13 protein-coding genes are annotated in these 15,710 nt (G+C 56.1%); 12 read left to right on the forward strand and 1 reads right to left on the reverse strand.

The features are described from left to right. Positions 1 to 58: 58 nt before the first annotated feature. Entirely contained in the window at positions 59 to 238 is a 180-nt protein-coding gene (locus HP566_RS08975; RefSeq protein WP_249976919.1) for a hypothetical protein, read from the forward strand. 59 nt (positions 239 to 297) lie between these two features. Here HP566_RS08975 and HP566_RS08980 read toward each other — a convergent pair whose 3' ends face one another. Then, a complete protein-coding gene (locus HP566_RS08980) occupies positions 298 to 633 on the reverse strand; it encodes an EthD domain-containing protein (protein WP_249976920.1) in 336 nt (111 codons plus the stop codon). A gap of 120 nt (positions 634 to 753) precedes the next feature. Here HP566_RS08980 and HP566_RS21740 point away from each other — a divergent pair, with 120 nt between their 5' ends. The 11 genes from HP566_RS21740 to HP566_RS09035 form a co-directional block, all read left to right on the forward strand. Further along, positions 754 to 1,665, forward strand: a complete 912-nt coding sequence (locus tag HP566_RS21740) for an AraC family transcriptional regulator (protein ID WP_249976921.1) — start codon at positions 754 to 756, stop codon at positions 1,663 to 1,665. Between the two features lie 240 nt (positions 1,666 to 1,905). Next, entirely contained in the window at positions 1,906 to 2,190 is a 285-nt protein-coding gene (locus HP566_RS08990) for a hypothetical protein (protein WP_249976932.1), read from the forward strand. A gap of 119 nt (positions 2,191 to 2,309) precedes the next feature. After that, on the forward strand, positions 2,310 to 3,266 hold the full coding sequence (locus tag HP566_RS08995; RefSeq protein WP_249976922.1) for an SDR family NAD(P)-dependent oxidoreductase: 957 nt from the start codon (positions 2,310 to 2,312) through the stop codon (positions 3,264 to 3,266). Continuing rightward, on the forward strand, positions 3,267 to 3,854 hold the full coding sequence (locus HP566_RS09000) for a TetR/AcrR family transcriptional regulator (RefSeq protein WP_249976923.1): 588 nt from the start codon (positions 3,267 to 3,269) through the stop codon (positions 3,852 to 3,854). Positions 3,855 to 4,082: 228 nt separating this feature from the next. Then, complete coding sequence (locus tag HP566_RS09005) at positions 4,083 to 4,460, forward strand: GlcG/HbpS family heme-binding protein (RefSeq protein WP_249976924.1); 378 nt, start codon at positions 4,083 to 4,085, stop codon at positions 4,458 to 4,460. 516 nt (positions 4,461 to 4,976) lie between these two features. After that, the gene (gene gltB, locus HP566_RS09010; RefSeq protein WP_249976925.1) at positions 4,977 to 9,419 is read left to right on the forward strand and encodes a glutamate synthase large subunit; all 4,443 of its coding nucleotides are present in this window, start codon (positions 4,977 to 4,979) and stop codon (positions 9,417 to 9,419) included. 33 nt (positions 9,420 to 9,452) lie between these two features. Then, on the forward strand, positions 9,453 to 10,871 hold the full coding sequence (locus HP566_RS09015; protein WP_249976926.1) for an FAD-dependent oxidoreductase: 1,419 nt from the start codon (positions 9,453 to 9,455) through the stop codon (positions 10,869 to 10,871). 261 nt (positions 10,872 to 11,132) lie between these two features. Next, on the forward strand, positions 11,133 to 12,788 hold the full coding sequence (locus HP566_RS09020) for a CTP synthase (protein ID WP_249976927.1): 1,656 nt from the start codon (positions 11,133 to 11,135) through the stop codon (positions 12,786 to 12,788). Between the two features lie 11 nt (positions 12,789 to 12,799). After that, positions 12,800 to 13,663 (forward strand): 3-deoxy-8-phosphooctulonate synthase, encoded by an 864-nt coding sequence (gene kdsA, locus HP566_RS09025; RefSeq protein WP_249976928.1) that lies wholly within the window; start codon positions 12,800 to 12,802, stop codon positions 13,661 to 13,663. Between the two features lie 70 nt (positions 13,664 to 13,733). Continuing rightward, positions 13,734 to 15,023: a phosphopyruvate hydratase gene (gene eno / locus HP566_RS09030; RefSeq protein WP_249976929.1), complete on the forward strand. Its 1,290-nt coding sequence runs from the start codon at positions 13,734 to 13,736 to the stop codon at positions 15,021 to 15,023. A 434-nt stretch (positions 15,024 to 15,457) separates the two neighbouring features. After that, on the forward strand, positions 15,458 to 15,710 hold a 253-nt coding region (locus tag HP566_RS09035; RefSeq protein ID WP_249976930.1), incomplete at its 3' end, for a PAAR domain-containing protein.

The raw sequence follows: 15,710 nt of genomic DNA on the forward strand, positions 1-15,710 counted from the left end.
GGGGGGCCACAATTGCATCCTGCAAGCCTGCCTCATCTTTAGTTGGGAGATTCGAGAAATGAGCAACAAGACCTGGTTGATTACCGGCGCTGCCCGTGGCCTGGGTGCTCAGATCGCGCAAGCCGCCCTCGCGGCGGGCGACAACGACGTCGGCCCTTTTTTGTTTCAGCATGACTTCAGCACCGAACTTCGCTGGGCTACGCCTAAGCCCGCTACAGCAGGTTTATCAATAACTTAGGAGAATTCATCATATGCCGGTGCTTTCCGAAACTTGCCCTGGCGCCCTCGGCAGCTCGGTTATCCGACGACGACGAGTTCTTCGGTCACAAGCCGAACCACGGAGGTCATGTCGATGAAGTTCACGTGGTCGGGATCCACCTTGGTTGCAAAATTTGTCGACAGGAACAGTTCGTTCATGTCGTCTGGGTTGTCGAACCATGCCTCCACCACGGCGTCGAAGCGTGGTTCATCTGAGGTTGAATAATCCACGGGGTATGAGATGACGAAGCGTCGGATCTTTTTCGCCTCGGGTATTGCAAAAAGTATGGGCGCGTGAACGTCGCGGCGGTAATCCCTGAATTCCTGAATGCCCATGCCTTGTCGGCGCTTGAAGCCGATGACAACCTTGATCATGAAAATTTCCTTTGGACGACAGATAAGCAGCCTGTGGTGGCTACCTTGAGATTGAAGGATAGTCATGACAGAAGAGACTATCTATAATAGAAAGTCCATATTATTTTCGAGATTGTCCCAGTGGTCGCCGATCCGTTATCCGATATCCTTTCTCTGCTGACCCCGCGAACCTACATCGCGGGTGGATTCGACTTCGGGGGGAAATGGGCGCTCCAGTTCGAGAAACATGGCGGGCTCAAATATTTCGCGCTGGTATCGGGAGGCGCCTGGCTCGCTGTCGATGGCGAGCCCAATCCCATCAAGCTGGATGCGGGTGATTGCGTACTGCTACCAAATGGCCGTCGGTTCCTGATCGCACGCGACTTGGCTTTCGAACCTGTCGGTATTGCCTTTGTACCCGAAGAAAACTGGAACGGCGGCATCGCGACGGTGAACGGCGGTGGAGACACGACCATGCTCGGCGGACATTTCGGATTCGCTGGTGAGCATGTCGATATGCTTCTCGGATCCATGCCAGCCATCATGCGGCTTCGCGATGAGGCCGACAAGGCTGGTCTACGATGGGTTCTGGACCGCATGCGCCAGGAACTGTTCGCAGCCCAGCCGGGCACCAAGCTCGTGGTGCAGCACCTCGCTCATCTGATGCTGGTCCAGGCACTACGGCTGTACCTTTCGCACGGCGTGGGAAAGGGGGTTGGTTGGCTGTTCGCGCTTGGTGATCAGCGCATCGCAGCTGCTATCGGCGCAATCCATGCGAGTCCCGGCAGCCGATGGACCTTGCCGAAACTCGCGCAGGAGGCAGGAATGTCGCGCTCCAAGTTCGCACTGAGGTTCAAAAGCATCTCCGGCACTTCGCCCATTGAATATCTGACGCGATGGCGGATGATGATCGCCTGCCATAGACTGACGAGCAGCCTCGAACCGATCTCCAAGATCGCGCTGTCATTGGGCTATGAATCGGAAGCGGCGTTCAGTACGGCATTTAAACGCCTCATCGGATGTTCGCCACGACGGTACTCTGTGAAAGAGTAGCTCACCAACCCGGACATTCGGTTGTCAGGCAGTCCTGCGTGTCGGGGGCTTCGGCGGCGATTATCATGGTCGCGGCAACCCCTTCCCTCCATGACCGCTGTTGGCCGAGAGCGGCCACAGTGAAACTGTCCAACTTGGCTTCCATCATCGGGCCGCGCAGGAAGCGAAGCCCGCGCCGATGTTGGCATGCCCGCGTGCTTTGCGGGACAGGACACGCCGCAGCTTGCCGGGGGAACTGCCGTGACCGACCGCCGCGACGACGATTTCCGTGTGCGGCCCAGCGCCCCGAAGAATCAGGGCAAAGGCCAGGGACAAAGCTTCGTCTCCAAGGTGCTCAAACAGGCCGGCAAGGCCTCTATGCACCATTCCGCAGCTGGTGGCAGCGGCGCGCCATGCTTGATGAAGGCATGGGGGTTCAGCCAGTTCCGTGGAAACCGATGGTCGAGTGTGGAAGGGCAGCAAATTGCTGCCACGATGCACGGCAGTGGCGTGTCATGGAAGCTGGGAAGGCGGGGTGATCCTTAGACTTGGGTCAAGTTCGGGCCGAAATTGGCGGCGCACAGAGTTAATCCATAAACGAAGTTGACAGCGTCAACGTGAGCCAATATCCTACGTTGACAATGTCAACAACATGGATTATCGAAATGCCTACTGTATTGATCACCGGAGGCCACAAAGGCCTCGGCCTGGAAACAACAACGAGGGTCGCCCAGCTCGGCGGATTCGATATCGTCTTGGGTGGGCGGAACCATTCCGAGGTGAGTGCGGTCGCGCATGACATCAGCGCAAAGTACGGGGCCAACGTCAGGACCGTGGACCTGGACGTATCGTCACTGGCCTCCGTTCGTGGGGCGGCAGGCCTTGTGCAAAATCTCGTTCGAGACGGCGCCGTCGCCCCCTTGCAGGCTCTGATGCTCAATGCCGGCGCGCAGTTCATGGGGCCGGTCGAATACAGCCCCGACGGCTATGAAAAGACGTTCGCGACCAACTGTCTCGGCCACTTCCTGCTGCTCAATCTGCTCCTTGAAGATATCCGTCCCCATGGACGCATTGTGTTCACGGCAAGTGGCACCCATGACCCCGACACAATGGACGGCAAGATGGTGGGAAAGGCCGAGGAGCCGGATGCGGTCAAGCTGGCCAATGAAGGCAATACAGGCAAGCCTCTCTCGCCCGGCAAACGCTACTCGACCTCCAAACTCTGCACGATGATGTATGCCTACGAGTTGGATCGCCGATTGCGAGCCACTGGTTCATCGATCCAGTCCATTGCGTTCGATCCGGGGCTGATCGTCGAAACCAGCCTCGCCCGCACGGCGCCGCCGTTGATGCAACGGGCTGCGCGCACCGGATTGGCGAAATGGCTCGTCAAGACCTTGGGCGTAACGATGGGTAGCCTTGCGTTCTCCGGGGATGCATTGACGAGGGTCGCCATCGATCCAGCGTTCGCTCGCGCCTCGGGCAAGTACATGCAATCACGTAACGGCCAGTTGATCGAAACGCGGTCGTCGGCGATGTCGTATGACATCGAGCGTGCGCGAAAACTTTGGGCTGACTCGGAGACGCTGGTTGGCCTGCCATCCAAGGCGCAGGGGGCTTGAGTGAGTACACGTGAGAAGTTGATCACCGAAGCTGCGCACCTGTTGGATGCGAATGGTGAGCCGGCCGTGACGCTGCGTGCCGTCGCCCAGGCGGTAGGCGTTTCGCACAACGCGCCCTACCGTCATTTCGTTGACCGCAATGACCTGCTTGCAGGGATTGCCGAGCGTGACCTCAGGATGCTGGCCGTCGGAATCGAAGCGGCACGGGCCGGCGATGCTCCGGCGATCGACCGCTTGCGCAACGGGTTGGACTGCTTCGTCGAGTACGGTCGCCACTACCCGGCCCGCTATCGCCTGATGTTCAGCGATCCCGACATCGTGTCGGCGGGAAGCGCTCTCGAAGCTGCCGGCATTGCCGCGTTCGCGGCGATCACCGGCCTTGTGGAAGATGGTCAGAAGGCGGGGGTTCTACCTGCCACACCAACCCTGGCGCTGGCGAACTTGATCTATGCGACGACCCACGGACTGATTGATCTGGAAATAGCCGGTTGCGTGGGCGAGCAGGAAGCGCTTCCGGTCGCCGAACAAGGGATATCGCTGTTCCTGACGCTCTTGCAACAAAGTGTAGAAGCTGGCCAAGGGCAATAAGCATGACTTTCGTATCGAGCGCAGAGCAACAGCGTGGTTGCTTCCTTGAAGATCAAGAGGGGACCCAGCGACGGTTGCTGATTCCATTGTCTGAAAAAGTTCTACAATATCGAACTATTGAGACCTTCTTGGCGTAAAGTAGGCTTTGTTTCTGGCCATCCGCCATCATGCTCGATGACCATCACGATGTTGGTCGTGATTTTCGTCCATCTATGAAGGAGCATTGAAATGATCGAAGACTCCAGTAACTATCAAGGAGTTTTCGAGATGCCTTCCCTGAGCGAATCCACCGTCCAAGCGGTTATCGAGCGCGCCCGGGAGCAGAATTTCTCCATCAACGTCGCGGTCGTGGATGATTCAGGTTTGTTGTGCAGGTTCCGGCGTCTGGGCGGCGCGGTGCCTGGCGCGATCGACGTGTCGATCAAGAAAGCCCGCACGGCAGCACTGTTTCGTACCGTCAGTCTGGAGCTTGGCGTGGCAGGCGCCACGGTCGAGGCGGATCAGGCAATTGCCTTGGCCGCCGCCAGCAGGGGGGAAGCGCCGATGCTTTTTACTCCCTATCGCCTGGGCACGCTGGAACTGCCCAACCGCATCTGCCGCCGATGACCCGTTCTCGCGCGGCTGCCGACAACGTGGCGACTCCCGCCATGCCGAAGTTCTTTCCCTGTATTAGGCTTTACACTCCAGACTAGCCTGTCTTGAAATATTGATACCGTCCCTTTTTTGTGCGTGGGTGCTTGGGAAAGCGTTTTAAGTAATGTAATCCGTATGCCTTATGCGCTATCGGCATGGGTTTTTTGGGTATAATTAGACTAAAGTCTAGTATTGTGTGTAATGCGTTAAAGTAGCGTTTTATTGGTATGCAAGTGGTTGAAGTGTATGCGTTTTTTTCTTAAATGCGAATGCAAATACAGGATTTGACAAGAGTTTTTGTAGATTGATGCATGTGGAGTGATTGCGCTAGAGGGGGGCAAATCGCTATGCTGAGCGGCCATTTTCTTGCAGCAGCGAATACGGAAAACACTCTAAAATTGGGTGATAACAAGCACCATAAAAAAATAAAAACCCATAATAATACCATAAAAACGCTGCTAACAAAATACGCTGACTAGAGGCACGCCCATGAATAGAGGTCTTCACCAGCCAGGCGAGTTTCGCGACAACTGTGGCTTTGGCCTAATTGCCCATATGGAAGGGCAAGCCAGTCACGACTTGCTTAAAACGGCTATAGAATCGCTTACCTGCATGACCCACCGTGGTGGCATTGCGGCCGACGGTAAAACCGGCGATGGCTGCGGGCTGTTGCTGAAAATGCCAGCACAATTCATGCGTGCAGCGGCAAAAAAAGCACTGGATGTCGAGCTAGGTGAGCACTTTGCGGTGGGCGCAGTGTTCCTGCCCAATGACGATGCGCGCGCAAGCCATGCAAAAGAGACCCTGACCCGAGAACTGGCAGCTCGTGGCCTGGAAGTACTGGGTTGGCGGGAAGTGCCCACCGACTCCAGTGTCTGTGGGCCGATGGCACTTGACTGCCTGCCACGTATTGAGCAGCTGTTTGTACAGCCGGGCAGTAGTGACAGTTTTGCTGTCGATCTGTTTATGGCCAGGCGCTATGCAGAGCAGGCGCTGCGCAGCGAAGAGGACTTCTATGTCGCCTCGCTCTCTTCAGAAGTGGTGTCCTATAAAGGCCTGGTAATGCCGGAAGATCTGCCGGCTTTCTACAAAGACCTTAACGACCCGCACCTGGAAACCGCAATCTGCGTTTTCCACCAGCGTTTCTCAACCAACACAGCCCCCCGCTGGCCGCTGGCTCAGCCGTTCCGCCTGCTGGCCCACAATGGTGAAATCAACACTATCGAAGCCAACCGCGGCTGGGCGAACTCCCGTAAAGCGAACTTCGTTAACGAGCGGCTTCCGGATATCGCCAAGCTGGATGAAATTGTCAATACCACCGGCTCTGACTCCTCCAGTATGGATAACATGCTGGAAGTGTTGTTAACGGGCGGTATGGAGTTGCACCGAGCAGTACGCATGATGGTGCCGCCCGCCTGGCAAAACGTAGAGACCATGGATGCCGAGCTGCGGGCGTTCTACGAGTACAACTCCATGCATATGGAGCCGTGGGACGGTCCTGCTGGCGTGGTCATGACGGATGGCCGTCAGGCCGTCTGTATGCTGGACCGTAACGGCCTGCGCCCGGCGCGCTGGGTAATTACCAAAAACGGCTACATTACCCTGGCATCGGAGATTGGAACGTATGGCTATAAGCCTGAAGATGTGGTCGCCAAAGGCCGCGTTGGTCCTGGTCAGATGCTGGCGGTTGATACCCAGACCGGTGAAGTGCTGCACACCCAGGACATCGATAATCGCCTGAAGTCCGCGTATCCCTACAAGCGCTGGCTGAAGCAGGAAGCCAGCTACCTTGAGTCTGCGCTGACCGAACTTGCCCGCTTCCAAACCATGGGAGTCGATGCGCTCAATGTGCAGCAGAAGATGTTCCAGGTAACCTTTGAGGAGCGTGATCAGGTACTGCGCCCGCTGGCCGAAAGCGGCCAGGAGGCGGTGGGCTCCATGGGTGATGATACGCCTATGGCGGTACTGTCCAGTCGCCCGCGTCTGTTGACGGACTTTTTTCGTCAGAAATTTGCCCAGGTAACCAACCCACCGATTGACCCGCTGCGTGAAGCGATCGTCATGTCGCTGGAAACCTGTTGTGGCGCTGAGCTAAACGTCTTCAAGGCAACGCCAGAGCATGCTCACCGGCTGATTTTGACCACGCCGGTGTTGTCGCCGCGTAAATTTACCGCGCTGGTCAGTCAGGATGACCCTGCCTTTGCCAGCCATACGCTGTCGCTGGGCTATGACCCTGAACAGACCAGCTTGCAGCAGGCAGTCAAGGCACTGAGCCGGGAGGCGGAAGCACAGGTACGAGCAGGCAAAGTGATCCTGGTGCTGACCGATGCTGAGCTACCCAAGGGGTACATCCCTATCCAGGCGGTCTTGGCAGTAGGGGCTGTTCACTCCCACTTAGGTCGGCTTACGCTGCGCCCCAATGCCAATATTGTGGTAGAGACCGGCTATGCACGGGATGCCCACCAAATGGCAGTTCTGTTTGGCGTGGGTGCCACCGCTGTCTATCCATGGCTTGCTTATCAGGTCATGGCCGATATGCACCGCACTGGCGAGCTGACCGGTAATCCAGCCGATGCGCGTGAGAACTATCGTAAAGGCCTGCAGAAAGGGCTGTTTAAGATACTCTCGAAAATGGGTATCTCTACACTGGCCTCTTACCGCGGCTCCATGCTATTTGAAGCTGTTGGCCTGTCGGGTGAGGTGATGAATACCTGTTTTGTGGGGATGGCCTCACGTATTCAGGGAACGGGGTTTGCAGAGTTGCAGTTGCAGCAAGAACTGCTGGCCAAGGATGCCTGGATTCCCCGTAAGGGTATCTCCCAGGGGGGGATACTGAAGTATGTGCACGGACACGAATATCACGCCTACAACCCTGATGTGGTGAAGGCGCTGCAAGGGGCTGTGCAAGAGGGTAGTTACGCCAAGTGGAAAAAATTTGCCCAGTTGGTTAACGAGCGCCCGGTAGCGACTATTCGCGACCTGCTCAGGCTTAAGCCTTCGGATACGCCGGTGCCGCTGGATGAGGTGGAGCCTATTGAGGCCCTCATTCCGCGCTTCGATAGTGCCGGTATGTCGTTGGGTGCGCTCTCTCCGGAAGCCCACGAAGCGCTGGCCCAGGCGATGAACGAGGCAGGTGGCCGCTCCAACTCCGGTGAAGGCGGCGAAGATCCGGCTCGCTATGGCACTATCCGCAGTTCGAAAATCAAACAGATTGCCTCGGGCCGCTTTGGTGTGACACCGGCGTATCTGGTCAATGCAGAAGTACTACAGATTAAAGTGGCCCAGGGCGCCAAGCCCGGCGAGGGCGGCCAGCTTCCCGGCGGCAAGGTCAATCAACTGATTGCCCGCTTGCGCTACTCGGTGCCGGGTGTCACATTGATTTCACCACCGCCCCATCATGACATCTACTCCATTGAAGATCTGGCTCAGCTGATCTTCGATCTGAAGCAGGTCAACCCAGATGCTCAGGTTTCTGTGAAACTGGTCTCCGAGCCGGGTATTGGCACGATTGCTACGGGTGTTGCCAAAGCCTATGCGGATTTGATCACCGTTTCCGGTTATGATGGCGGCACGGCAGCGAGTCCATTAACCTCCATCAAGCACGCAGGCTCTCCGTGGGAGTTAGGCCTGCCGGAAGTCCATCAGGCGCTGCGTATCAACGGCCTGCGGGACAAGATTCGTCTGCAAACGGATGGTGGCCTGAAGACCGGACTTGATGTGGTAAAAGCCGCTATTCTTGGCGCGGAAAGCTTTGGCTTTGGCACTGCACCGATGGTGGCGCTGGGCTGTAAGTACCTGCGTATTTGCCACCTGAATAACTGTGCGACCGGCGTTGCCACTCAGGATGATTTCCTGCGCGGCGAACACTTCCGCGGCACCGTGGATATGGTGAAAAACTACTTCCGCTTTATCGCTGAAGAAGTGCGCGAATTGATGGCGGTGCTGGGTGTACGCCAATTGACCGATTTGATTGGCCGTACCGATCTGCTGGAAGTACTGGAAGGTAATACGGCCTCCCAGCGTAAGCTGGATCTAACGCCGTTGCTGGCCAACGATTTCGTGCCTGCCGATGCGCCGCAGTTTTGTCAGGTGAGCCGGAACGTGCCTCATGATCCGGGCGCCAAGAACCAGGAAGTACTGGCAGCACTCAAACAGGCGATTGAATCCCAGTCGGGCGGCAGCTTCGATTTCACTATTACCAACTGCGACCGCAGTGTGGGCGCGTTAACCTCTGGCGCGATTGCCAAGCGGTATGGTGAGGATGGCCTGGAAGCGGCACCGGTGACAGCACGCTTTACGGGTGTGGCCGGCCAAAGCTTCGGGGTTTGGAATGCCCGTGGCTTGAACCTTTACCTCGAAGGCGATGCCAACGACTACGTGGGTAAAGGTATGAACGGTGGCAGCATTGTGATTGTGCCGCCTAAAGGAAGCCAGTTTGAGAGCCATAAAACGGCCATTATTGGTAACACCTGCCTCTATGGTGCCACCGGCGGTACGCTGTATGCAGCCGGAACCGCAGGCGAGCGTTTTGCGGTGCGCAACTCTGGGGCGACGGCGGTGATTGAGGGGGCAGGTGACCACTGCTGTGAATACATGACCGGTGGTTTGGTCTGCGTGCTGGGTGAAACCGGCGTTAACTTTGGTGCGGGCATGACCGGTGGTTTTTCCTATGTATTGGATGAAGACCGGACTTTCGTGGACAAGTACAACCACGAACTGGTCGAGATCCACCGGATCAATACCGAAGCGATGGAAGCGTATCGTCGCCACCTGCGGGAGATGATCGAAGCCTATGTGGCGGCGACCGGCTCTGCTCGAGGTGAGGCGATTCTGGAAGACTTCAGCGACTATGCGCGCCACTTCTGGCTGGTGAAGCCAAAAGCGGCCAGCCTGGGTAGTCTGCTGGATCAGTCTCGGCGTCAGCCGCAATAACCCGCTTTTGCCTACGCTTCGAGGAGAGAAATCATGGCCAACCGTTTAAACAACGATTTTCAATTTATCGACGTGGGTCGCAAAGACCCACAGAAAAAGCCGGCGCACACCCGGGCCAAAGAGTTCGCGGAGATTTACGAACCGTTCAAGCCCACCGATGCTGCCAGTCAGGCGCACCGCTGCCTGCACTGCGGTAACCCCTACTGCGAATGGAAATGCCCGGTACATAACTATATTCCCAACTGGCTGCAACTGGTGGTGGAAGGCAATATTATTGAAGCCGCCGAGCTTTCCCACAAAACCAACTCGCTGCCGGAAGTGTGTGGCCGCGTATGCCCCCAGGATCGCCTGTGTGAGGGCGACTGTACCCTCAACGACGGTTTTGGTGCGGTAACGATCGGCTCGGTGGAGAAGTACATTACCGATACTGCCTTTGCCATGGGCTGGCGTCCGGATATGTCCAAAGTGGTCTGGACCGATAAAAAAGTGGCTATTGTGGGTGCGGGGCCTGCGGGTCTTGGTTGTGCCGATATTCTGGCACGCAATGGCGTCAAGCCAGTGGTATTTGATAAATACCCGGAAATTGGTGGCCTGCTGACCTTCGGTATTCCAGAGTTCAAGCTGGAAAAGAACGTCATGGAGCGCCGCCGAGGGGTGTTCGAAGAGATGGGCGTCGAGTTCCGTCTTAATACCGAGATTGGCACCGATATCGAATTCGAGACGCTGCTACAGGAGTACGATGCGGTGTTCCTGGGAATGGGCACCTACAAGTACATGCAGGGTGGCTTCCCCGGCGAAGACCTGCCCGGTGTGTACAAAGCGCTGGACTTCCTGATCGCCAACGTTAACCGCCGCTTAGGGTTCGAGAAAGATCCCAGCGACTTCATCTCCATGGAAGGCAAGCGGGTGGTGGTGCTGGGCGGTGGTGATACTGCCATGGACTGTAACCGCACGTCGATTCGTCAGCGGGCGGCCAGTGTGACCTGTGCCTATCGCCGCGATGAGGAGAATATGCCGGGCTCACGCCGTGAAGTGGCTAACGCACGGGAAGAGGGCGTGGAGTTCCTGTTCAATCGCCAGCCGGTGGCGGTGGTGGGTGAAGAGAAGGTGGAGGGCGTTAAAGTGGTACGCACCCGCCTGGGTGAGCCGGATGAAAACGGTCGCCGCCGTCCTGAGGTGGTGCCGGGCTCTGAAGAGATCATTGCCGCTGATGCAGTGGTGGTGGCCTTCGGTTTCCAGGCAAGCCCCGCACCCTGGTTCGATAGTGCCAATATCGAAGTCAACGACTGGGACTTGGTCAAAGCCCCTGAGCATGGCCAGTACGCCTTCCAGACCAGCAACGAGAAAATCTTTGCCGGTGGCGATATGGTGCGTGGCTCAGACCTGGTGGTGACTGCTATTTATGAAGGTCGTCAGGCTGCCGAGGGCATTCTGGATTACTTAGGTGTTTAAGCTTGGTTTTATATGGTGAGCCTTACCGGTAATAGCGGCGCCAGCGACAGGTCGTAGCGGGGGTCTTTCGCCAGGATGGCGAAAGTAGCGTCCATGGACGGGTTTACAGCGCTCTCGCCAAGGCCTGTCGTGGGGAGAGCGTGAGTTTCATGCTCTCCTGACCAGTTCAAATTGAGCCTTAGGGCGTACTCTGCTATTCTGTCGTCCCATCCTGGTGTGGCTTTCTGTTACGCCTTTTGATCACGTTTCGACAGGTTTTCCATGACACGATATATCTTCGTGACCGGCGGCGTTGTGTCCTCTCTTGGCAAGGGCATCGCGTCGGCCTCGCTGGCGGCGATTCTCGAGGCCCGCGGCCTTAAGGTCACCATGCTCAAGCTCGACCCATACATCAACGTGGACCCGGGCACCATGAGTCCTTTCCAGCACGGCGAGGTGTTTGTCACCGAGGATGGCGCCGAGACGGATCTGGACTTAGGGCATTATGAGCGCTTTATTCGCACCAAAATGACCCAGGGCAACAACTTCACCACAGGTCGTGTCTACGAGCACGTACTGCGCAAAGAGCGCCGTGGCGACTACCTGGGAGGCACCGTTCAGGTGATTCCCCACATTACTGATGAGATCAAGCAGCGCGTCTACGCCGGTGGTGAAGGCTTCGACGTGGCGCTGGTGGAAATCGGCGGCACAGTGGGCGATATCGAATCACTGCCGTTCCTGGAGTCAATCCGCCAAATTCGCAGCGAGCTGGGCGCAAGCCGTGCCATTTATATGCACCTTACCCTGGTGCCATATATCAAGACGGCTGGTGAAACCAAAACCAAACCGACCCAACACAGCGTTAAAGAGTTGCGCTCCATCGGTATCCAGCCGGATATCCTGATTTGCCGCAGCGAAGTGGAACTGGAAGAGAGCGAGCGGCGCAAAATTGCCCTGTTCACCAATGTGGAAGAGCGGGCAGTGGTGCCGTTACAGGATGCTGATACCATCTACCGCATTCCACTAATGCTTCACGAACACGGCCTCGACGATATTGTTTGCGATAAGCTGCGTCTGGATGCGGAGCCAGCGGATCTGTCTGAGTGGGTCAAGGTACTGGATTCCAAGCTGAACCCACTGAAATCCATTAGCATTGCCATGGTGGGTAAGTACATGGAGCTGCTGGATGCCTACAAGTCGCTGAATGAAGCGCTGATTCACGCAGGTATTCAAGGCCGCATCAAGGTCAACGTTGATTACATCGACTCAGAAGATATCGAGCGCCATGGTACCGAGCGGCTGGCGGGCAAAGATGCCATTCTGGTGCCTGGCGGCTTCGGCGAACGTGGCGTGGAAGGCAAAATTCTGACTGCCCAGTTTGCCCGTGAAAACAATATCCCCTACCTGGGGATTTGTTTAGGCATGCAGGTGGCGGTGATTGAGTTTGCCCGTAACGTGGCAGGTTGGAAAGATGCCAACTCCACCGAGTTTACCCACGATACCAAACACCCTGTAGTAGGCCTGATCACCGAGTGGATCAACGCCGAAGGAAAGATCGAGCTACGCGATGCAGCGTCCGATTTGGGGGGAACCATGCGGTTGGGCGGGCAGGTTTGCCACCTGGCATCAGGTAGTAAGGCCCGTGAAGCGTACGGTGCTGAAGAGATAGTGGAGCGCCACCGCCACCGTTTTGAAGTCAATAACCAGTTTGTTGATGAACTGGAGAAAGCGGGGCTGGTTATTTCTGGTAAGAGTGTCGATCAGTCACTGGTAGAAGTTGTCGAACTGGCGGATCACCCCTGGTACGTTGCATGTCAGTTCCACCCGGAATTCACCTCAACGCCACGCGATGGCCACCCGCTGTTCTCCGGGTTCGTCAATGCTGCCCTTGAGTACAAAACTGCACGCACACGCGCCCATGTGGCACCTCAGGAATAAAGGGGGGAAGCATGGCTTCTCAAGCAACATTACCAGAGCGTCATATCCACGTTGCCGGCCTAACCGCCGGCAATTCTTTGCCACTTATGCTGTTAGGTGGAATGAATGTGCTGGAGTCGGCCGAATTAGCCGATGAAGTGGCACAGACTTATGTCAAAGTGACGCAACAACTTGGCATGCCTTATGTATTTAAGGCGAGTTTCGATAAAGCCAATCGCAGCTCAATCCACTCTTACCGGGGGCCAGGGCTGGAGAAAGGTCTGCAGATTCTGGCCGATATCAAAGCGCGTTATGGCGTGCCGATTATTACCGATGTGCATGAGCCCTGGCAGGCTGAGCCTGCCGCAGAAGTCGCCGATATCATCCAGTTACCTGCTTTCCTTGCACGCCAAACCGATCTGGTTGTGGCAATGGCCAAAACCGGTGCGGCCATCAATATCAAAAAACCGCAGTTTTTAGCTCCCCACGAAATGCGTCACATCCTGGCCAAGTTTCAGGAAGCAGGCAACGATCAACTAATGCTCTGTGAGCGAGGCACCAGCTTTGGCTACAACAATCTGGTGGTTGATATGCTTGGCTTTGGTGATTTGAAGCAAACCGGCTACCCGGTGTTTTTCGATGTCACCCACGCGCTACAGCGACCAGGTGGGCGTGCCGACAGCGCTGATGGGCGCCGCACCCAGGTGGCGGAGCTGGCGCGGGCTGGCGTGGCAGTTGGGCTGGCTGGCCTCTTTTTAGAGGCTCACCCTGATCCTGACAACGCCAAATGCGATGGCCCTTGTGCGCTGCCGCTTGATCAGTTGAAACCGTTCTTGACCCAGCTGGCTCAGTTGGACGGGTTAGTGAAAGGATTTGAGCCACTGACCATTCGCTGATCGCGACAATAAACGTGGTATACCTTAAACCCACGACCCTTCATCAGACCGACAACCAAAGGACACTGTCATGACCAAAATTGTTGAAATCAGTGCGCTGGAAGTACTCGACTCGCGCGGTAACCCGACTGTTCAGGCGCAAGTGCGTCTTGAAAGCGGTGCAGTTGGCGAAGCCTGTGCGCCAAGCGGTGCCTCTACTGGCTCGCGTGAAGCACTTGAACTTCGTGATGGCGATAAGGCCCGCTACCTCGGTAAAGGCGTTCTAAAAGCCGTAGAAGCCGTGAATGGCAGGATCCGTGATGCGTTGCTGGGTATGGACGCGCGTGACCAGCGTGGCCTGGATAACGCGATGTTGGCCCTTGATGGTACCGACAACAAAGCGAATCTGGGCGCTAACGCGATTCTGGCGGTATCGTTGGCGGCAGCCAAGGCCGCTGCCAATGCCAAGGGCGTACCACTTTATGCGCATATCGCCGAGCTGTATGGTCAGCCTGGTCAGTACAGCATGCCCGTGCCCATGATGAATATTCTGAATGGTGGCGAGCACGCGGATAACAACGTTGATATTCAAGAGTTTATGGTGCAGCCCGTGGGCGCATCCAATTTCCGCGAAGGCCTGCGTATGGGGGCGGAAATTTTCCACGCACTGAAAAAAGTGCTGTCTGCCAAAGGTCTCTCCACCTCCGTAGGCGATGAGGGAGGCTTTGCGCCTAACCTGGCCTCTAATGCCGATGCGTTGGCGGTTATCAAACAAGCCGTTGGCGATGCCGGTTACGCGCTGGGTAAAGATGTCACCCTGGCACTGGACTGCGCTTCTTCTGAATTCTACAAAGATGGCCAGTACAACCTTGCCGGTGAAGATAAAAGCTATGACGCTGAAGGGTTTGCCAACTATCTGGCAGGCTTGTGTGCTGAGTATCCGATCGTATCGATCGAAGATGGCATGGATGAGTCGGATTGGGCGGGCTGGAAGGCACTCACCGACAAGTTGGGCGATAAAGTGCAACTGGTCGGCGATGATTTGTTTGTTACCAACACCAAAATCCTTAAGCGCGGTATTGATGAGCAGATCGGTAACTCTATCCTGATCAAGTTCAATCAGATTGGGTCGTTATCTGAAACCCTGGATGCGATCAAAATGGCTCAGGATGCAGGTTTTACTGCGGTTATCTCGCATCGTAGTGGTGAGACTGAAGACACGACCATTGCCGATCTGGCTGTGGGTACCTGCGCAGGTCAGATCAAAACCGGTTCTCTATGCCGCTCTGATCGTGTAGCGAAGTACAACCGTTTGCTGGTCATTGAAGCTGAATTGGGTGAGGTTACCTACCCAGGTTTGCAAGCAATTAAAGGGCAATAAGCCCAAAATCTCGCCCCGCGTGTAAGAGATCTCTTAAAATTTTGTAAGAGATCTCTTACAAATGCCGACGACATTCGCTCGGTTTGGGGTAGGAAAAAACGAAATTCTTCACTAATTTTATTTTAAGTTATTGATTTATATATGACTGGTAAAAATGGGCGAGTTGCTAAGACTCGCCTTCTGTTTTTTTGGCCTCCTTGAGAAGGTTTTATTATCTGCCACAATGTACTCAGGACAAGGGGAGGCAAGGATGCTTCAGGCAGGATGCAACGAACGGGATGCAGGCAGATGCGCCGGGTGACACAGTGATGTGAGCCCTGGCAAGGAAGTCATCTGAGGAGGTTGACCCAGGGAGTGGTCAGAGGAAGTGCTTGGAGCGGGCGGCCTACGGGCCGCCTTTTTTTGTATCTGGCTGGATATTAGCGAGGAGTCACATGGATCTGGTCAAGGTTGGTGATAGGGTTGTCTGTCAATGCAAGGGTGGGCCGCACCGGATTGTTAGTGGTGCCAGGACCATGTTCGTCGATGGTATGCCGGTTGCACGGGTGGGCGATACATCGTCATGCGGGGCCACCATTACCACAGGAGCGGCCTGGTTCGAGGTGGAAGACGCCCCGGCAGCAATCAACGGCAGCGCCACCTCCTGCGGTGGCTATGTGGCTGCGTCATCGAGCGCTGTCACAGGCT

The sequence above is a fragment of the Vreelandella olivaria genome, assembly GCF_023507745.1.
GTDB classification, from domain to species: Bacteria; Pseudomonadota; Gammaproteobacteria; order Pseudomonadales; family Halomonadaceae; genus Vreelandella; species Vreelandella olivaria_A.

Coding starts and splice junctions, on each gene's coding strand:
- HP566_RS09020 (WP_249976927.1), top strand. CDS start 11,133: ATGACACGATATATCTTCGTGACCGGCGGCGTTGTGTCCTCTCTTGGC.
- HP566_RS08995 (WP_249976922.1), top strand. CDS start 2,310: ATGCCTACTGTATTGATCACCGGAGGCCACAAAGGCCTCGGCCTGGAA.
- HP566_RS09005 (WP_249976924.1), top strand. CDS start 4,083: ATGATCGAAGACTCCAGTAACTATCAAGGAGTTTTCGAGATGCCTTCC.
- HP566_RS08975 (WP_249976919.1), top strand. CDS start 59: ATGAGCAACAAGACCTGGTTGATTACCGGCGCTGCCCGTGGCCTGGGT.
- HP566_RS08980 (WP_249976920.1), bottom strand. CDS start 633: ATGATCAAGGTTGTCATCGGCTTCAAGCGCCGACAAGGCATGGGCATT.
- kdsA (WP_249976928.1), top strand. CDS start 12,800: ATGGCTTCTCAAGCAACATTACCAGAGCGTCATATCCACGTTGCCGGC.
- eno (WP_249976929.1), top strand. CDS start 13,734: ATGACCAAAATTGTTGAAATCAGTGCGCTGGAAGTACTCGACTCGCGC.
- gltB (WP_249976925.1), top strand. CDS start 4,977: ATGAATAGAGGTCTTCACCAGCCAGGCGAGTTTCGCGACAACTGTGGC.
- HP566_RS09015 (WP_249976926.1), top strand. CDS start 9,453: ATGGCCAACCGTTTAAACAACGATTTTCAATTTATCGACGTGGGTCGC.